This window comes from Nitrospirae bacterium YQR-1, assembly GCA_039908095.1.
Classification (GTDB): Bacteria; Nitrospirota; Thermodesulfovibrionia; order Thermodesulfovibrionales; family Magnetobacteriaceae; genus Magnetomonas.
The window spans coordinates 55,341-74,582 of the sequence record JAMOBJ010000002.1; the positions used below are offsets into that span (position 1 = coordinate 55,341).

Sequence of the window (19,242 nt, forward strand, 5' to 3'; positions counted from 1 at the left end):
TAGCATATAACAACTTTATCGGTAAAATCAAGTCATACTTTACTTTTCCTGCAGTAAATTTGTTTTTCCTGAATAAATTCATCGTGTTTATCTCTGCACCTGTTTGACTTATCAGAAATGAAACTGATAGCATAACTGATGGTGTTGCACTTTAAAGAAGGGTAGCTGATGGAAGTATATGCAAAAAGAGAGATATTTCGGGTAAACGGAAAAACCTGTGAGCCGATAATTGATCCGATAGCGATAGAGAAAAAACTTGTGTTACGGATAAATGCAACAGAAGTTTTAGCAATGTACTGTTCGCCCTTAATGGTTAAAGAGCTGGTAGTTGGTTTTATCATGACAGAGGGGGTAATACGCGGCAGTTGGTGTGTGGATAAAATGCGGATAAATCACAGAGAAGACATAGAGGTGGATATAGAGGCCGATGGTGAGGTAGTGCTTGAGGGCAAGGCTGTAACATCAGGCTGCATAGGGGGAGTAACGACAAAAAAAGTATTTGGGGATAAATTGAACACAGAAAATTTTAGTATAGACGGTGAGCATGTAAAACGGCTTTTTAACGAATTTCAAAGCCGTAGCACCTCTTATAATCTTACAGGGTGCATTCACAGTGCCGCAATTTCAGACGGACTGGAAATTTTAGTTATGACGGAAGACATCGGGCGGCATAATGCTGTTGATAAAGCCATCGGGCACTGTATAATTAATGATATTGCCCTTGACGATAAATTAATGCTCTTAAGCGGGAGGTTATCATCGGAGATAGCAACCAAATGCGGTAAATGGTTCATTCCGGTAGTGGCAAGCCGCACCGCACCAACTTTACTTTCAGTGGAAATAGCCGACAGGCTGGGAATAACTATGGTAGGTTTCATAAGAGGAAACAGATTTAATATATACACCCATCCACAAAGAATTAGTTGATACGTGATACCAAGTAGCCTTCAATCGTCTAACTTTGTTGGCATCGTCACAAGCCAAGAGTAGTATATTCGAGTATATAGAGGCTTTTTATAACCGTCAAAGAAGGCATTCCAAAAATGGATTGTTAAGCCCTATTGACTTCGAACTCTATAATGGGGTACCTTAACTTTGTGTCCACTGAATCGGGGGAAAATCATTTTCTTCTTTACCAAAATTGTAAGACAATCTTGAGCTGTCCGATATGTACCAATAATATTCGTATGACACAGTAAAAACCACCCTCTAAATCTCCCATGAGGGAGACTTCTACCCACCAAACCTCCCTCAAGGGAGGCTTCTCACTCCGGCCACTCTTACAAAGTGGGCTTTTCCCTCTCATATTTATCTTCAAATCTGATAATATCGTCTTCTCTAAGGTACTCGCCGTTTTGGACCTCGATGACTTCTAAAGATATTTTCCCCGGGTTTTCGAGTCTGTGGAGAGTGGATTTGGGCACATATGCCGATTCATTTGGATGTACAAATGTTGTTTGGCTGCCGATTGTCACCTTTGCCGTGCCGTTTACCACTACCCAATGTTCGGAGCGGTGGTGGTGTAATTGAAGGCTTAATGAGTGCTGAGGTTTAACAAACAGGCGTTTAATTTGATAGCGTTCTCCTCTTTCCAGGAGTGTGTAACTTCCCCATGGTCTGTATGTGGTTACATGTTCGTTAGTTTCCTCTCTACCCTCTTTTTTAAGGAGGTTTACAATTTCCTTGACCTTCCATGTGTGTCCGCGTTTTGATATAAATACAACGTCAGGGGTTTCAACTATAAGGCAGTCCTCAAGTCCCAGGGTAACAATCAGCCGGCTGTCGCCTAAAACCATGGTGTTTTTTGTATCATACGGCTTAACCAGTCCGCTAATTACATTTCCGTTTTCATCGGCCTCCCTAACTTCAAACATGGAATCCCATGAGCCGATGTCATTCCAGTAGATTTCCATAGGGAGGGTGAGGATTTTATCAGATTTTTCCATTACGGAGTAGTCTATGGAAATATCCGGTAAGTTTACGAAATTAGTGAGCATTTCATGGTATGGGGTGTTTATTGCAACAGATATCTGAGGCTCAAAGCGGTTAAACTCCTCTTTCATAGTACCTATTCCAAAGGCAAACATTCCTGAGTTCCAGAAGTGCTGACCATCTCTGAGGTACGTCTCGGCAGTTTCCATATCAGGTTTTTCAGTGAATTCCGCTACCTGGTAAACCTGAGCGCCATCTTTCGTTTTACTGAACTCTGCGCCTCGTTTTATATAACCGTAACCCATTTCCGCTCTGGTGGGCTTTATTCCAAAGGTGACAATGTGGCTGTCTGCTGCTGCTGCCTCAGCTTGCTTCAGATACCAGATGAATTTATCAGCGGGTTTTATTATATGGTCAGAGGGGCAGACAAAAATAGTTTCCATGTCGGTTGAGCCCAAAGATTCCTGACAGTATTTTAACCCCAGCGCTATGGCTGGAGCCGTATTTCTTGCGGCGGGTTCAAATATTATATGGGGTTTAAGACCTGGAAACAGGGTCTCCATGTCGGAAAGAACATGGAACTTATACTCTTTGTTTGTAAGAATCACTATATCCTCGGGTGACATAGCACGTGTCAGCCTTAACACTGTATCTTGTAAGAGGGACGTTTTACCGTTTAGTTTAAGAAATTGCTTAGGGAAACTTTTTCTACTCAGAGGCCAAAGCCTTGTGCCTGAACCTCCCGCTAAAAGTAATGCTTTCATTTATAAGCCCCCACTAAGAAAGTATAATGAATGATTTCTGTACATTGATTATACAAAGTGCGGCTACAGAGCGTCAACCCGAAATCCAACCGGCAAAATAAAAAAACTTCTTAATTAATTCACCTTTGTTAAAAGTGCTCCTGCCATTTGCTATTTCCCTACTAAAGAGTTAAAATATGATTATGGTGTTAATGGTTTGACTACGGCTCTTTTAGCCGTTAGCATCTGCCCAGGCTGCCGTAGAGCTTGACGGCCCCTATATTCCAATGAATTAGAATTGGTATTAAATATTATTTGGAATTGTTATTACTAAGGAGCCCTGCCCGTCTTGGCTGACTGTGGCATGAAGATGCTGCCAGGGTGATAAATCATGAGAACCGCCGTCGCCCACAAGCCGTAACCCCTCTTTTTCACTCTTAAACATAGTTATCTCTGTAAAGTCACCCTTGCTTTGTGTTTTTATAGTCAGGGTTGACTTCTTTTGAGAATCAAAAGACTCTATTGCACTAAAGACAAGTGTGGAGAGTGCATATTGAAAAAGAGACGGATTCCCGTAAATCCCAGGCAGCCCTGCATCCAAAGAGGTTTCAATCCGTACAAGGCGCTGTCCTGCAAATCGGGACATTAAAACAGCCAGTTCCTCAACAGCCTCATTAATGTCAAAAGTGCTCAAAGTGCAGTCCATCCTGTGCCCAAAACGATTTAAGTATTTTGTCAAAGCGGAGATAGCTTGTACCTGCGCTGCGATAGAGCTGATGATCTCAGAGAATTTATCTGTGCCGCCGGCGGCTCCTTGCTCCATCTCAATAATATCTCCCATCAGGCCGGCTGATTCACTTATTATTGCAAGATGATTTTTTAGCTCATGTGTAAACATGGAAAGAATTTTCCCGATAAATGCAAGCCGGCTGTCTTTTAAATCCCTCACCATAGCTCTTTCCTCCTCCTAACGTAATATCGCCTATAAACATACGCCTCATAAAACGGCCTGCATTAGTCCTTAACAAAAGCCTCATCCTGTTTGTGCTCCGCCTTAAGAGGAAGCTCCACAGTAAACACTGTTCCCTTGCCTGGGACACTTGTTACGAGTATATCTCCGCCGAGTTTTTTTATTATACCATAAGAGATGGAAAGACCAAGTCCAGTACCCTTATCTTTTTCTTTAGTTGTGAAAAACGGCTCAAAAATATGCTTCAACTGCTCCGCATGCACGCCCGGGCCATTGTCGGATATTTGTACCAACACAGTACCGGTGCTATCCTTAAACATCGTAGTGAGCTCTATAACTCCCCCCTTATCAACAGCATCAACAGCGTTATTGACAATGTTTAATATCACCTGCTGCACCTGCCCCTTATCGGTAACTATGCTGGGTATGCTCTCTGAAAAGTTACGTACAAGCCCAATGCTCCTAAAGAGGATTTCCCGCTCCAGAAAGCTTAATACCTCCGATATGGTTTCGTTTATATCGATAATCTCAAAGGCTACATCCATGCGACGGGCAAAACCCAGTAAACGGTGCGTTATAGTGCGGCAACGGTTAACGGCATCTATTATCCCCTTAATTAAGTTATAAAAACTCTCCCGCCGGCTCATCTCGTTTAAAAACCCGGAAGATGTACCATTTTCCGCCGACATTTCAATTATATCTTTTATAAGCCCTGCCCGCTCACTTATTATAGAGAGCGGATTGTTTATCTCATGTGCCACACCTGCGGCAAGCCTGCCGATAGAGGCAAGCTTTGCTGAGTGTTCTATTTCACTCATGGCTGTTTCACGCTTAATGTCAGCCTCTTTTATACGATCCACAAACACGCCTGTTATCTTATAGGTAACAAGTGCAAAAGACATAAGACTCACTATAGAAACTATAACCAGCCACGTTAAATGATCCCCTGTTTCATTATAAATACGGCTCTTAAGCCAAAAGTGATTTAGAATCACCATGGCGCCTATGAAGAGGCTCGAAAGAAGCATCAAAAGGGTCATTATGATAAGTTTAAGACGCCGGTATCTTGCTTTATACATTTTTATTCACGTACTTAAACAGGCTCTGTCCAGTGTATGAGCCCTCAAATTCGGTAAGCTCCTCAGGAGTACCTTCAAACATGATATTTCCACCCTCATATCCGCCCTCCGGGCCCAGGTCAATCACGTAGTCGGAGGCACACACAACGTCCAGATTGTGCTCTATCACCACCACCGTGTTGTTTGCGTTAACCAGCCGGATAAGGAAAGACATCAGAGCTGCAACGTCGTGCATGTGCAGCCCGATGGTCGGCTCATCCAGCACGTACAGAATCCTCTCATTACCTGGTGTTCCCAGTTCGGCACATATTTTAAGCCTCTGAGCCTCACCACCGGAAAGCGTGGTTGCAGCTTGTCCAATCCTGAGATATCCCAGCCCGACGTCTTTAAGGAGCTGTAGTTTTTTCACTATCGCAGCATCCTCACTGAACAGCTCAAGGGTTTCATCCACGGTCAGCCCCAACACCTCGCTGATGCTCCATCCGCGGTATTTTATGCGTAATGCCTCGGCAGAGTAACGCATCCCGCTGCATTGTTGACATTTTACATACAAGTCTTCAAAAAAGTACATCTCCAGTTTCTCATACCCCTCCCCCTTGCAGTGTTCACATCTGCCGCCTTTGAGGTTAAATGAGAAAAACCCGGGCTCATATCCGTGAACCTTTGCCTCCGTCTGGTCAGAAAATATTTTCCTGATGTTGTCAAAGAACTTCATATAAGTGGCGGGGTTTGAGCGCGGTGTTCTCCCTATGGGGGATTGATCTACAAGGCAGATGCCGTTAAGTTGCTCGACACCGTTGAGTTTTTCAAAGGGAAGGGACTTATCGGAGGAGTTTTTCAGATGCTTAGCCACTGCTCTATAGAGGGTTTCCACAACCAGTGAGCTTTTCCCCGACCCTGATACACCTGTTACCACGGTTAGTTTATTAACAGGGATTTTAAAATTGATATTTTTAAGATTATGTCCTTTAGCTCCTGTGATTTCTATAAAACCTGCCGGCTCTGTTTTTAGTCTTTTTCGCTTTTTGCCTGTTTGAGCATCCCCTGAGAGGTATTTTGCTGTTATAGTGTCTGAGTTACAAAAATCATTAATCGTACCGGAAAAAACAATTTCTCCTCCGTTTTTGCCGCCCCCCGGGCCCAACTCCATTACCCAGTCCGAACCGGCTATTATCTCAGGGTCATGCTCTACCACGATAACCGTGTTACCCAGACCGGAGAGTTCCTTTATTATTTCCATAATACGCCGGTTGTCTCTGCTGTGGAGCCCCACAGTGGGTTCATCCAGAACGTAAAGAGTGCCGGCAAGACGGCATGAGAGCTGATTGGCAAGGTTAACACGTTGATACTCTCCGCCGGAGAGTGTCAACGTTTGCCGCTGCATGGTCAGATATCCCAGTCCCATTTTAACCATAACGCTGAGCTTGGCTGAAATGTGTCTGTGTGCCTCGGAAATGACCTCCAGCTCGTGTTCTGTCAGTGGCGGCTTTTGGAAAAAACTGTGTAACTCATTAATTGTCATAGCGTTCATATCGGCAAGGCTTATCCCTGCGATTTTATAAGAAAGCGCCTCTTCTTTTAATCGCGTTCCGTTGCACACCGGGCAGATAGCGGCTACACGGTATTTACTTAAAAACACTCTCACGTGAAGTTTGTACCGTTTTTCCGAGAGGGCTTCAAAGAAATCATTTATTCCGTAAAAACCTTTACCGCCTTTATAAAGAATTTCCCACTGCTGCGGTGTAAAATCCGCAAGGGGCATTCTGACGTCAATTCCATGCTTTACTACATTTTTCAGCAGTTGGTTTTTCCACCATGTGAAAGCCGGTTTTTCAAACGGCTCGATAGCGCCCTCATAAAGACTAAGTGACAAATCCGGTACTACCAGTGCGGGGTCGTAATTAAGCACATTGCCAAAGCCTTTACACTGCGGGCAAGCCCCAACGGGGTGGTTAAATGAAAACAGAATGGGCATAGGTTCAGGGAGCACCCTGCCGCAACTGTCACAGGAGTGCTTATCGGAGTAAATGAAATCCTCCGCCCCGGGAGACATTATTTTTATCCTGCCATCCCCTTCTTTCCATGCCAGCTCGAGGGATTCAAACAACCGTGGATCATCTGAAATTATAAGCCTGTCTAAAACCACCTCATGTCTGTCGGTATCTCCAGTGATTTCAAAAATATCTTTTGTTTGCCCGTCTTCATAGATTCTGTAAAATCCACGCTCTCTGAGGCTTGCAAGTGTCTCACCGGTTTCAAACATTATCATAGCCCGTCTGTCTTTGTGGTGAGTGATTAACTCATCATATACTTTTTCCACATCCCATCTGATTATATTACTGCCGCAGGAGGGGCAAACCGGATTTGCTATTTTGGCAAAGACAACCCTCAGAAGGTCATACACCTCTGTAACCGTGCCTACCGTAGAGCGAGAACCTTTAACCGGATTTCTCTGCTGCAGGGCGATAGCAGGGCGGATGTTGACAGCTTCCTCTATATCGGGTTTATCGAGTTTTTCTAAAAACAGCTTAGCGTATGTTGACAGGGATTCTATGAATCTCCACTGCCCCTCGGCAAAGATGGTATCAAACGCAAGCGATGACTTACCTGAGCCGGAAAGACCGGTTATAGCAATAACACAATCATGTGGTATCCTAACATTAAGGTTTTTAAGGTTATTCTGTTTTATGCCTTTTATTTCAAGCCAATTGCTGTACATTTCAATATTTTAACATAATGACTTTGTTGTTGACCTCTCCGAACCTTTATATTTAATTCCAATTCAAATTCAGAAGTAAACACAGGCGGCTGGGAACAAGCGATGCCTCGCTACTCTTTTGACTGCTACTTGATATTAGACGATTGAAGACAACTTGGTATAAATCCATATCAGGAGTTTCTTTCGAAAAGAATGCCCGCCACATACGGGTATTGGCAACTATTAAAGAGAGTTTCTACTCAATAGCAATGAGCTGAATATCCATAACATTGGTGCCTGTGGGGCCGGTTATGAAAAGTTCACCGGTTTGTCTAAAAAAATTGTATGAGTCGTTATTGTCTAAATACTGTTGAGGATCAAGCCTCATAATCATCGCTTTTGCTATAGTAGAGCTGTTAACAACGGCTCCTGCCGCATCTGTTTCCCCGTCAATGCCGTCAGTGCCTGCACTAAGAAGAGTTATCCCGTTTACCCCTTCTATATGCCTTGCAAATGCAAGAGCAAATTCTGTGTTTCGTCCCCCACATCCAGTTCCATTAACTGTAACTGTGGTCTCACCTGCACTTAGCAGCAACAGTCCTCTTTGGGCTCTCTTTGAACGTGCCACGGCAGCAAGTTTCCTTGCCGCCTCTTTTGCCTCTCCACTTAATGTGCAAGAGAGGATTTCAGTTTCATAGCCAATTTTTTGGGCTGCCTTTTTGGCGGCATTGAGTGCTATTGTGTTGTTTGATACAATTATATTTTTTGTACGATTAAATATTTTATCTCCGGACTTAGGCGTCTCAGGCACTTCCCCTCTCATGCCTTTTTCTATGGTCTCAATGATTGAGCCGGGTGTTTTCTCTAAAAGTCTGTATTTTTTTAACACAATATAGGCATCCGAAAAGGTGGAATTATCAGGCGCTGTGGGGCCTGAGGCTATTGTGTCAACCCTGTCGGCAATAACGTCTGAAATTATCAGTGAACGGGTGATTGCCGGATAAACCAGACCGGAAAGACGTCCGCCTTTTATTGCGGATATGTGTTTTCTCACCGTGTTTAACTCAGCAATATCTGCGCCGGACTTTAACAATAATCGTGTAAGCTCCTTTTTCTCATCTATTGTAATACCGGTGGAAGGTTTTGTCAGAAGTGCCGACCCACCCCCTGATATGAGACATACGTGAAGAGTTTGTGCATCGGCACCTTTACAGATTTCTATGATTTTATCTGCAGCCGCTACGGCATTTTCGTCAGGGATGGGATGGGATGCCTCAAAAACCGATATTTTCTTTAGCTGCACATCCACACTATGGCCGTATTTGGTAACTACTGCACCGGTTTGGATGATACCCTCCAGGCCGCCCTCCAGCGCCTGAGCCATTTGACAAGCTGCTTTGCCAAAACCCGTCACTATCACTCTGTTACAGCCGGATTCTTTATAGATATGCCTTAAATAATCAAGCTTAGCGGTTACAGCCTCATGTGGCATCACCGCTTTCACGGCACTCTTAAATATATACTCCAGGCGTTGTCTTTCAATGTTCATGTCTTGTCATATAGCATATGTAGATACCCTGAGCCATTGAGTAATTAACTACCGGTACTGTAGCACATGATATGATTCAAATGCAACATATATTTTCAAATAAACTACTTAATGAAGTAAAGTTAGCTCCGGCAGGTGCTTTGTGTAATCAAACGATTACAATCATCCTTAGTATTGTGCCGGTAAACGCAGAAGCCTTGTCTATGTCCTTATGGACAATGTTCTTACCATACATACACACTCCAAATGAAAAGGTACCTATTTTTTAGGTCAAACGATTTTGACAAAAAATTAACGTTTAAAATATACTGTTACTCAAGGGATTACAGATGGAATCAGATTTATTACCAAATGACAATAATCAGACAGATGACCTTGATGATTTATTCGCTGAGGACACTGAGGGGCAATCCGCTGCGGCAGGAAGTGAAGATAAGTGGAAAGTCATCATAGTTGACGATGAGCCCGGCGTACACGACGCCACTATTCTGAGCTTAATGGATATAGTTTTTGATAATAAAAAAATTAATTTTCTACAGGCATATTCCGGCACAGAGGCAAAAACGCTCATCGAAAATAACCCGGACAGTTGCATTATGCTGCTGGATGTCGTTATGGAGACGGATGACGCCGGCCTTCAGGTTGTAAAACATATTCGCAATGTACTAAAGAATAACCTCCTTCGCATAATTCTGAGAACCGGACAGCCCGGACAGGCCCCCGAGGAGGAGGTCATCATGCAATACGAAATCAACGACTATAAGTCAAAGAGCGAGCTCACCAAACAGAAACTATTTACGACACTTATCTCAGCCTTGCGGGACTATAGAAATCTCGTTACAATTGACGGTGCTAAAAGGGGGCTTGAGCAAATTATAGCGGCTTTCCCGACCCTTTTTGAAGTCCAGTCTATGGATGACTTTATCTCCGGCATCCTGACTCAGTTGTCTTCTCTGTTAAGACTCGAGGAAAACTCAATGTTTCTCGATTCTTCCTTTATTGCCTACAACAGCTCAAAGACCATCACTATAGTCAAGGGAACAGGCATCTTCAGGGATGACAGCGGCAAGCCTGCAAAAGATGTGCTGGCAGCCGGTGAGTTTGAAATGCTCCTTCGTGCCGAGACACAACAGAAAAACATATTTGCCAAAAACACTTGTGTGGTTTATTTTAGAAATAAAACCAACCTCTACAATATGATCTATATAAACAGCCACAGGGAACTCAACGAAATAGACAAAAACATGGTGGAAATATTCTGCAACAACATCTCTATGGCTTTTGAAAATATAGAAAAGCAGAAAATCCGTGAATCTATGAAACTGGCCAGAGATATTCAATTGGGTATGCTGCCTGTAAACTTCTCCGACATCATGGAACATGGAATTGACCTGTATGCTTCTATGCAGCCTGCAAGAGAAGTTGGGGGCGACCTCTATGATTTCTTTTTTATAAATGACACAAAATTGTGCTTTATCATTGGGGATGTAACCGACAAAGGGGTACCGGCAGCGTTTTTTATGGCTGTCACAAAGACACTGCTTCGGGCTGTTGCTAAAATCTACTCCGATACCGGTGAAATTCTCCGTATTGTCAACAATGACTTGTGCAGAGACAACGAGAAGTCTATGTTTGTAACTCTCTTTATCGGGATTATAGATACCTCAACCGGTTTATGCTCATACAGCAACGGCGGCCACAACCCTCCGTATATTGTTTACAACTCAGGAGAGATAAAGCAGCTTAAGTTAAGCGAAGGCATCCCACTTGGCATTATGGAACAATCGGAATACGCAAATGATAAGTTTATCTTTTCCAGTGGTGATACTATCTTTCTCTACACTGACGGCGTAACGGAGGCCATGGATACCGAGAGTCAGATTTTTGATGAGAGCAGACTTGAAGATGTGCTGAAGGAAAACCGCGGCAACGCATCAAGAACTATTGTGGAAAATGTTGTAAGCACTCTTGGCAAGTTTACAGCCGGCGCAGAACAGTCCGATGATATAACGATATTATGCCTGAAATGGAAGAGTTAGCGGTCAGCAGAGCAGTCTCTTATTATTAACATGGAAAACAGCCTTTTACAGATAAAAGAGAAAACAGCTATTTCATGGAAAGAGATAACCGGCTGGTCGCTTTCTAACATTGCGCCGGTACTTACGTATTTGTTTACACAGCAGGCGGGGCTTAGTAGGGAAAGCTCAATTTTCGCCGCCATTGTATCTGTGACCCTGGTTATGTGGATAACAGAGATATTGCCGGATTTTGTGCCGGGTATCTTTTCCACATTAATGTTAATCCTCTTTAATCTTGCCCCCAATGAGGTTGTGCTGTCGGGGTTTGCCTCTGAGGGTTTTTTTCTGGCCGTCAGTGTCCTTGGACTAGGCTCTGTAATTGTTACCTCCGGATTGAGTTACAGATACTCGCTTATGATGTTAAAGATTATGCCTTCAAACACATTTTGGTATTCGATAAGCTTATTCTTTACAGGACTAATATTTACACCCCTTGTACCGGTAATATCTGGCAGGGCGGCAATTGTAGCTCCCGTATTAAATGAAATTGTTACTCACTGCTACGATGGTTCGGAGTTGGATGAAAAAACAAAAGCACGTTCTAAGACCTTTTTGTTTACAAGCAGCTTATGCGGCATAACACTTCTTTCAGCATCTTTTCTCAGCAGTACCCCCTTAAATCTGATAATTTACGGAATGCTGCCACTGCAGGAACAACAATCATTCCAGTTTCTCAAGTGGTCATATGCCTCACTTGTTGTCTCAGGCACTCTGCTGGTGTCATTTTTTATTTTTATAAATCTGTATTTCCGTACTTTTCACAAACTTAATGTCAACAAAGATTTCATTGACGAGGAGCTACAAAAAATGGGGGGGCTTTCAGCAGCCGAATGGATTGCCCTCTCAGGTATAGTAATCCTTGCTTGTGGCTTGTTTGCCGGTGGTGTAACAAAAATCAATGTTACATGGGTTGCTTTTGCCATTATGTTTTCTCTTCTTTTAGTTGGAGTGCTTAAGGCTACAGACTTTAAGACTAAAATAGACTGGTCTTTTTTATTTCTCCTGGGCAGTATGATAGGGCTGGTCAATACCATGAACTATCTTAAGATTGACCTTATTGTCGTTAAACATCTCGGTTGGCTTGCAAATTATATGCAGTCTGATTTTCGTCTGTTCATTGTCCTCATGTCTGCAGCCATGTTTGTATTAAGGATATTTATACCGATGAATGCTGCGGTTTTGATTTTTGCCGCCACATTGTTGCCACTGGCTAAGGTTGGTGGAATCAGCACATGGCTGACAGGGTTTCTTATTCTTCTTCTGGCCGAGACAGCGGTTTTCCCGTTTCAGGCTCCGTATTTGTCTAATTTCAGAAATGCTACCAGAGCGGTTGTCAACCAGCAGGAGGGCAACGTCAGCGTAATGAACTTTTTAATGTTTTTTGTCAAAGTAGCCGCCATATACTTGTCTATTCCTTTTTGGACTAAAATCGGAGTTTTATGATAAAAAAACAAATTATATTTGTGCTGGCAATAGTCTTTTTGCTTTCCTCAACTGCGGTTGTACTCTATAGCAGCATGACTAAACCTATAGTGCTTATCATACACAGTTACGATACAGAGTATGCATGGAGCAGAGATATTACGGTGGGGTTGCAGCGAGTGTTAAAGAAACATCCGAATTATTCCGTTAAGTGGTATTACATGGACCTAAAAAATCATAACGAGCCTGCATTCAAACGCAAGACAGGCATATTGGCACGGCAGGCGGTGGATAGATGGCAGCCCAAAGTGTTGATACTCATAGATGACGACGCATCAGAGCTTGTCGGAAAATACTATGTCAACAACCCGAAAGTCAACATTGTCTTTGCCGGATTAAACGGAGACTACGCTCCTTACGGATACGATAAAGCTGTAAACGTTACCGGTATTTTGGAACATAAACAATTTCATGCGATGAAGGAAATCATCGAAACCATTGAGAAGTCTTCAAAACTTAACTCTAATACAGGAAAGGGGCAAGGTACAAAGGCACCTGTTAAAATAATGTATATCGCCGATCCTTCAAAGTCCCTTGCAATAGATAAAAAATACATTGACGCTTACAACTGGAGTCCCTTTAAGTACCTGGGCTCTTACGTAGCCGATAACTATGAGCAATGGAAAAAATATGTGCTTGAGGCCGGTAAAAATGCCGACTATATATTGATAGCCAACTACAGGACTCTAAAGCGCACAAATCAGGCAGGCTTACAGGAACTTGTCCATCCGAATGAGGTGGTGAAATGGACAGATGAAAACTCTAAAGTTCCCGTGCTCGGTCTTAACCTTTTTAACGTTGAGGACGGGTGTATGTTATCGGTTGGGGTTTCACCTTTTGAACAGGGTGAGGTTGCCGCTAATATGGCGGTAGATATTATTGACAACCATAAATCTCCGAGAGATATCCCGATACGCCTCAACACACAGTTTGTTGTTGCTATGCGTAAAGGAATGCTGACTGCAAGAGGGATCACTTTGCCGGAGGTTTACGAGGTATTTGCCCGTTCCACGGATAATTACAAAAACTAGGGAGGTCTTTTAAATTGTTAAAATTACCGGAAAGAGAAAAAAAGCCACGAAAGCACGGTCTTACCGCTATAATGGATTTAGGGTTGCCGCTTGGTTATCTGCAGGCATATCTCAAGGACTACCATCAGTTTATAGATATTGTAAAATTTGGGATTGGCTCGGCCTATATTGCTCCTTTCATCGCTGAGAAAGTGAGGTTGTATAAAGACTTCGGCGTAAATGTCTGCTTTGGAGGCACTCTGTTTGAGAAGTTTTATTCCCAGGAAGGTTCCGTTGATGGTTATTGTGATTATCTGCAATCTCTTGATGTGGACTGGATAGAGGTTTCTGAGGGCACAGTGCATATAGATATAGGAGCCCGTGTGGAAATCATAGCAGCTATACATAAAAAGTATAAACACTTTACAGTGGTAAGTGAGGTTGGCTCCAAATCTCCAGAAATAGCCGATATGATGACAGAGCGGCAATGGATAACCGAAATAAAGACTTTGAAAGATGCAGGCTGTTCTTTTGTCATTATAGAGGCCAGAGCTACCGGCACGGGGGGAATTTTTCAGAGTGACGGTTCTTTGAGGGTAAGCATTTTTAACACGATTGTACAATCGTGTGACTGCCGGGATTTGATTGTCGAGGCCCCTACACATAAAAGCCAGGCGTACTTTATAAACAGACTTGGTGCCAACGTAAACCTTGGTAATATTGCACCTGATGATGTCATGGTTTTGGAGTCATTGAGGCAGGGGCTGAGATCGGAAACCTTTTTCAATACTCTTGTATGACAGAGATTGTACAAAATATGTCCCCTGCTGTCATTGCCACTCTGAAGCGGGAATCCAGTCCTTTTTCTCCCCCCTTTTTTCCCACCGGCAGTGAAAGGCACAGGGGCTTTTTTTTGAAGATTCTTACTGTAAGCCTTTTGTTGATGTTACATGTAAGCATGGTATTTGCTGAGACCGGTGATAAACAGGAAAAACATGTTTTAATTATCAACTCTTATAATTATGGTTATACATGGACAAATAACGAGATAAAGGGGATAGAGTCTGTTTTAGGAAACAAAAATAACATTATACTTTACACTGAATATATGGATACCAAAATAGCAAACGACAGTAAGTATCAGGCTATGTTAAGAGAAATGTATAAGCATAAGTATAACCAAATCAAGTTTGATGTCATTATAATTACGGATGACGATGCGCTGGAATTTGTAAAAACGTACCATGAGGAAGTTTTTGGCGGAGTACCGGCAGTGTTTTGCGGGATCAACAATTTTAACGATAGTAAAATAGCAGGTTATGAAAAACATTTTACCGGAGTTAATGAAGAGGCTGATTTTAAGTCAACAATAGATTTTGCTTTGAAATTAAATCCAAAGTTAAAGAGCTTTATAGTAATAAACGACAGAATGACGTCAGGGATTTTATTAAAAAAAGAATTTATGGATAAAACGGCAGGGTATGGTGACACTGTTAAATTCACATTTATAGATAATGCCACACTGTCAGAGGTTAAGGAGGCAGTAAGGAATCTTAATACTCAGGATAGTGCCTTGTTTTATTTATCTTTTTTTAAGGACAGCAGTGGGCAGTATTATGCGCCTTCAGAGGCAATTTATGAGATAGCAAGTGCGGCTAATGTACCTATGTATGGAGCCGTGGATTATATGCTGGGGCATGGGATAGTCGGAGGCATGCTAAAAAACAGTTTCTATCAAGGAGAGACGGCAGGCAAACTTGCACTGCGAATATTACACGGAGAAAAACCCGGTGACATTCCTGTAATCAGTGAAAGCCCTAACTCGTTTATGTTCGATTACAACATACTACAGAAATTTGATATTGATCTCTCATCACTACCGGCCGGAGCTAATGTCATAAACAAACCTGAAACATTCTATTACAAATACAAGCACATAATTTGGGGAGTTACTACACTTATAACCGTACTGGTTGTTTTTATCGTTATTCTCCTTATCAACATACGGCAGCGAATAAAAGCACAAAGGGAATTGATAAAATATCAGGACCATTTGGAAGAGCTCGTTACGGAACGTACAAACGAGTTAAAGAAAGCTAACCAGCAGTTGGTGGAGGCTGAGAAGATGGCAGCCCTTGGCGCACTGGTAGCAGGTGTGGCGCATGAGATAAATACTCCTGTGGGGATAGCCGTCACCACAGCCTCGCATCTTCAGGATGTAACAAGAAAACTTTCCGATGCCATCAACAATAAGACTGCAAAAAAGGAAGAGCTGTTTAACTACTTCACACACGCCACAAAATCCAGCGAGTTGATTTTAACGAATCTTGAGCGTACCAGTGAACTTGTGAAGAGTTTCAAGATGGTCTCAGCCGATCAGACCTCTCATGAGAAGCGTGTGTTTAACGTCAGGGAATACATAGAGAAGGTGATAACGAGTCTGAGTCCGAAATTAAAACAGACATCCATAGAAATCAGACTGGAGTGTCCTCCTGATTTAGAACTAAACAGTTATCCAGGGGCTTTAGCGCAGATAATAACAAATTTTGTTATAAACTCTCTTATGCACGCCTATGGAGATAAAGCAAAAGGAATAATCACTATAGAAATCATAAAAGGTGATGACACGTTATCGTTAAAGTACAGTGATAACGGAAGGGGAATTCCTGAGGAGAATCTGAGCAAAATATTTAATCCTTTTTTTACAACAAACAGAGCCGGCGGCGGCACCGGACTTGGACTGCACATACTTTATAATCTTATAACCCAGACGTTCAAAGGTAACATTACTTGCGAAAGCGTTTTAGGAGAGGGAACCACCTTTACAATTACAATACCGAAAGATTTGGAGTAATAGTTATACCGAGTTGCAGTCAGAAGAGTAACGAGGCGGCTGGGAGCTTTCGACGATGCCAGCAAAGTTAAATGATTGGATGCAACTTGGTATTACGCCTCTGCGGATTCCGGCTTTCATATTGACAAAAATAAAGAAATATTATTTACTATAATATCTGTAGAATAGTTCTCCGTTTGTGGGATGCTACTATTAATTAAGGAGGTATGTAATGCAAAAAATAGTAATCATTCTGGTTTTGATATTGCTATCGATAACAAGCAGCCTGATTCTTAAAGAACAAGCATATGGTGAGACATACACCGACCCTGTTACAGCTATGGAGTTTGTGAAGATTAAAAATGGCTTATATATGGGTAAATTTGAGGTGACAAACGCTCAATTCAGAAAGTACAGGCCTGACCATAATAGCAGAGAATTTAAAGGAAACTCACTAAATGGAGATACGCAACCTGCGGTTTATGTGTCCGCTAATGATGCGGATGATTTTGCTAAATGGCTGTCGGATAAAACAGGGATGAAATACAGACTGCCTACAAATAAGGACTGGGAGAGTGCCTGTAAGGCAGGAACAGATAAAGATAAGTACTGGGTTACAGAAGATGATGCATGTCTTTATGCCAACGTGGAAGATAAATCGGCACAGGGTGATAGTTCATCTTCTGCGCAATTCAAGTGTGACGATGGTTTTGCAGTAACAGCGCCGGCAGGCAGTAAGATGCCAAACAATTTGGGGTTGTACGATATGTTAGGAAATGTGTGGGAGTGGTCCGGTGACATAAGCAATGATACCCTCTTTATACATGGCGGCAGTTGGGATTTTCATGGGATTGTATCGTGTACATTTCGCAATAGCAGAAAAACAGGCATGTATGATGCTGCCATAGGGTTTCGTCTTGTTCTTGAAAAGTAGCTTTCTTTTACCCACTCAAAAGTGAAAGAACAATTTTTTGAAAATTTTACTTGACATCACGGTTGCTTTAGGGGAGACGTCAAGGAGCTTCCGGCGAAGCCAACAAAGTTAATCGAATGAATGCAACTCGGTATTACTATAGTTTTTTCCCTGATAGCTGCCGCTATCGGTAAACATCCGATCAATGTCACGGATGATTTGTTGTCTTGTCTTATTCCATATGGGAGCAATCAGGATGTCATCAGGAGCAGTTGCAAAAAGCCTTTGAAGGATGAGGCGTGGAGAGAGCTTTTCTATAAATTCCAAAATAAAATTGAGATATTCCTCGTATGAAAAAACATAAAAATGTTTTTTTTCATAAATTCTGCATAATTCCGTGCCTTTTATTATTTGTAGTTGGTGGATTTTAAGAAAATTAACAGGTAAAGCCGAGATGAACCCTGCCATATCCATCATCTCCTGCCGGGTTTCGGTGGGAAAGCCAACTATAATATGAGCGCTGATGTTGGTAAGTCCCATTTTAGCCGATAGTTCAATTGTCTTGAGAAAGCACTCATAATCGTGCCCTCTGTTTATAAAACTAAGGGTTTTATCATAGACAGACTGAATGCCGTACTCGATTAAAACAAAATAATCTTTTGAAATTTCCTTCAGGAGTTCCAGTTTTTCCTTATCAACAGAGTCGGGGCGCGTTCCTATGGCTATACCGATTACATTGGGATGAGACAGGGACTGGTAATATAGCCGTCTTAACTCATCTACGTGGGCATAGGTGTTTGTATAGGGTTGAAAATATGCAATAAATTTCTTAGCCTTATAACGTTTAGAGAGGTAGGCGATACCGTTTTCCACCTGTTTGTCAACACCGAGAGCGGGTTTACATGCCTCGGGCCTGAAGCTGTCGTTGTTACAGTAAATGCAGCCGCCATAGCCCGCTGTCCCGTCTCTGTTTGGGCAGGTAAATCCGGCATCAACATTTACTTTATATACTGTTTCACCATAGAGCGATTTCATGTAAGGGCCAAAGGAGTTAAAACCAGCCTTCATAACTTAGTATCTTTTTTTATGCAGCCGGCAGTCTTGCAAGCTCTGCTTAACTCTGCGACAAACAATTCATATGGATAGCCGGCATTAAGGCGCATATTGATGTGCAGCATAAGATGGGATATAAAGGCCTCAAGCGGAGCATTTCCCTTACATAAACCATAATTTACGGCACCGTTGAACTTTTCATCAATGGCGTCACCGAGGCCGCTCATTATTTTCAATGCTCCTGCCGTGTCTGCCCTTACAATTTTACCCACAAAATCAAAAATATTAAAGTCCTTACTGCCCAGGCATGTTTCGTAAGTGTCTGCAAGAGAGATATTCTTATTACCCAAAAGACTAAGTTTTTCTATTTCGTTACTAAGGAGCTGCAAGTCATCACCATAGATTTCCTTTAAAAATTCCACAGCCTGAGCCTCAATAGCAATTCCCCTCTTCTGTCCCTCACTCTTTATCCAATCATTAAGGGCAAATTTGCCGGGCAGTGTCAGTTTAAGCAGTTTAAACTGACCGGTAAACTTCACGGCATCGTCCTTTTTCCCGCCTCCCTGTGGCAATGCATAAAAAAGAAACAGTGTCGAGCCCTCTGATGGATTAGATACATATCTGTTAAGGACATCCAGTTCTTTAGCTTTAAGTTTTTGAACATTTCTGATTGCAGCCATTGTTTTGTTTGAAAACATGGACACCATACGAAGGCTCTCCGATATGGATGATATAGAAAAAGGCTGCTCTGTCTCTAAAACGTCATAAATATCCATGGAAAAAGCATTATCTCTGATAATAGAAAGAGCCTGTTTTTCAAAAAAAGGATCATCGTAAAGAAGCACATAAACAGGCTCTGGAAATCCCTGCTGTTTATCCTCATTAAGTGCTTTTAAGCTCAT

At 42.4% G+C, this 19,242-nt stretch carries 14 protein-coding genes and 1 pseudogene; 8 read left to right on the top strand and 7 right to left on the bottom strand.

Features of this window, described 5'->3' with window-relative positions; all coding sequences use genetic code 11:
• Window positions 1–168 precede the first annotated feature (168 nt).
• Both fdhD and H7844_02115 read left to right on the top strand, forming a co-directional pair.
• Complete coding sequence (fdhD, locus tag H7844_02110) at window positions 169–927, top strand: formate dehydrogenase accessory sulfurtransferase FdhD (GenBank protein ID MEO5356076.1); 759 nt, start codon at window positions 169–171, stop codon at window positions 925–927.
• A 49-nt stretch (window positions 928–976) separates the two neighbouring features.
• A pseudogene (locus H7844_02115) lies at window positions 977–1,093 on the top strand (IS3 family transposase).
• 187 nt (window positions 1,094–1,280) lie between these two features.
• Here H7844_02115 and H7844_02120 read toward each other — a convergent pair.
• The 5 genes from H7844_02120 to H7844_02140 form a co-directional block, all read right to left on the bottom strand.
• Window positions 1,281–2,696, bottom strand: a complete 1,416-nt coding sequence (locus H7844_02120; protein MEO5356077.1) for a mannose-1-phosphate guanylyltransferase/mannose-6-phosphate isomerase — start codon at window positions 2,694–2,696, stop codon at window positions 1,281–1,283.
• A gap of 283 nt (window positions 2,697–2,979) precedes the next feature.
• Window positions 2,980–3,627: a hypothetical protein gene (locus tag H7844_02125; GenBank protein ID MEO5356078.1), complete on the bottom strand. Its 648-nt coding sequence runs from the start codon at window positions 3,625–3,627 to the stop codon at window positions 2,980–2,982.
• A 62-nt stretch (window positions 3,628–3,689) separates the two neighbouring features.
• Window positions 3,690–4,724, bottom strand: coding sequence for an ATP-binding protein (locus H7844_02130; GenBank protein ID MEO5356079.1), 1,035 nt, complete (start codon window positions 4,722–4,724; stop codon window positions 3,690–3,692).
• On the bottom strand, window positions 4,717–7,443 hold the full coding sequence (gene uvrA / locus H7844_02135) for an excinuclease ABC subunit UvrA (protein ID MEO5356080.1): 2,727 nt from the start codon (window positions 7,441–7,443) through the stop codon (window positions 4,717–4,719). The genes H7844_02130 and uvrA overlap by 8 nt, the downstream gene beginning before the upstream one ends.
• Before the next feature lie 235 nt (window positions 7,444–7,678).
• Window positions 7,679–8,971, bottom strand: coding sequence for a glycerate kinase (locus H7844_02140; protein MEO5356081.1), 1,293 nt, complete (start codon window positions 8,969–8,971; stop codon window positions 7,679–7,681).
• Window positions 8,972–9,300: 329 nt separating this feature from the next.
• On the opposite strand from H7844_02140, the gene H7844_02145 reads away from it, so the two are divergent.
• The 6 genes from H7844_02145 (at window position 9,301) to H7844_02170 (ending at window position 17,308) form a co-directional block, all read left to right on the top strand.
• Window positions 9,301–11,010 (top strand): SpoIIE family protein phosphatase, encoded by a 1,710-nt coding sequence (locus H7844_02145; GenBank protein MEO5356082.1) that lies wholly within the window; start codon window positions 9,301–9,303, stop codon window positions 11,008–11,010.
• 30 nt (window positions 11,011–11,040) lie between these two features.
• Entirely contained in the window at window positions 11,041–12,492 is a 1,452-nt protein-coding gene (locus H7844_02150) for an anion permease (protein ID MEO5356083.1), read from the top strand.
• Window positions 12,489–13,562, top strand: a complete 1,074-nt coding sequence (locus tag H7844_02155) for a hypothetical protein (protein ID MEO5356084.1) — start codon at window positions 12,489–12,491, stop codon at window positions 13,560–13,562. Before H7844_02150 ends, H7844_02155 begins: the two co-directional genes overlap by 4 nt.
• 14 nt (window positions 13,563–13,576) lie before the next feature.
• Window positions 13,577–14,341, top strand: a complete 765-nt coding sequence (locus H7844_02160) for a phosphosulfolactate synthase (protein MEO5356085.1) — start codon at window positions 13,577–13,579, stop codon at window positions 14,339–14,341.
• 113 nt (window positions 14,342–14,454) lie between these two features.
• A complete protein-coding gene (locus H7844_02165) occupies window positions 14,455–16,395 on the top strand; it encodes a sensor histidine kinase (GenBank protein MEO5356086.1) in 1,941 nt (646 codons plus the stop codon).
• 211 nt (window positions 16,396–16,606) lie between these two features.
• Entirely contained in the window at window positions 16,607–17,308 is a 702-nt protein-coding gene (locus H7844_02170; protein ID MEO5356087.1) for a formylglycine-generating enzyme family protein, read from the top strand.
• A 108-nt stretch (window positions 17,309–17,416) separates the two neighbouring features.
• On the opposite strand, the gene H7844_02175 is transcribed toward H7844_02170, so the two are convergent.
• Window positions 17,417–18,355, bottom strand: a complete 939-nt coding sequence (locus tag H7844_02175) for a TIGR01212 family radical SAM protein (protein ID MEO5356088.1) — start codon at window positions 18,353–18,355, stop codon at window positions 17,417–17,419.
• Window positions 18,352–19,242: a hypothetical protein gene (locus H7844_02180; GenBank protein MEO5356089.1), complete on the bottom strand. Its 891-nt coding sequence runs from the start codon at window positions 19,240–19,242 to the stop codon at window positions 18,352–18,354. The genes H7844_02175 and H7844_02180 overlap by 4 nt, the downstream gene beginning before the upstream one ends.

What these genes read in the sequence shown, in the direction of transcription:
- fdhD (MEO5356076.1), top strand. Translation starts at nt 169, where the DNA reads ATGGAAGTATATGCAAAAAGAGAGATATTTCGGGTAAACGGAAAAACC.
- H7844_02120 (MEO5356077.1), bottom strand. Translation starts at nt 2,696, where the DNA reads ATGAAAGCATTACTTTTAGCGGGAGGTTCAGGCACAAGGCTTTGGCCT.
- H7844_02125 (MEO5356078.1), bottom strand. Translation starts at nt 3,627, where the DNA reads ATGGTGAGGGATTTAAAAGACAGCCGGCTTGCATTTATCGGGAAAATT.
- H7844_02130 (MEO5356079.1), bottom strand. Translation starts at nt 4,724, where the DNA reads ATGTATAAAGCAAGATACCGGCGTCTTAAACTTATCATAATGACCCTT.
- uvrA (MEO5356080.1), bottom strand. Translation starts at nt 7,443, where the DNA reads ATGTACAGCAATTGGCTTGAAATAAAAGGCATAAAACAGAATAACCTT.
- H7844_02140 (MEO5356081.1), bottom strand. Translation starts at nt 8,971, where the DNA reads ATGAACATTGAAAGACAACGCCTGGAGTATATATTTAAGAGTGCCGTG.
- H7844_02145 (MEO5356082.1), top strand. Translation starts at nt 9,301, where the DNA reads ATGGAATCAGATTTATTACCAAATGACAATAATCAGACAGATGACCTT.
- H7844_02150 (MEO5356083.1), top strand. Translation starts at nt 11,041, where the DNA reads ATGGAAAACAGCCTTTTACAGATAAAAGAGAAAACAGCTATTTCATGG.
- H7844_02155 (MEO5356084.1), top strand. Translation starts at nt 12,489, where the DNA reads ATGATAAAAAAACAAATTATATTTGTGCTGGCAATAGTCTTTTTGCTT.
- H7844_02170 (MEO5356087.1), top strand. Translation starts at nt 16,607, where the DNA reads ATGCAAAAAATAGTAATCATTCTGGTTTTGATATTGCTATCGATAACA.
- H7844_02175 (MEO5356088.1), bottom strand. Translation starts at nt 18,355, where the DNA reads ATGAAGGCTGGTTTTAACTCCTTTGGCCCTTACATGAAATCGCTCTAT.
- H7844_02180 (MEO5356089.1), bottom strand. Translation starts at nt 19,242, where the DNA reads ATGAGCTTAAAAGCACTTAATGAGGATAAACAGCAGGGATTTCCAGAG.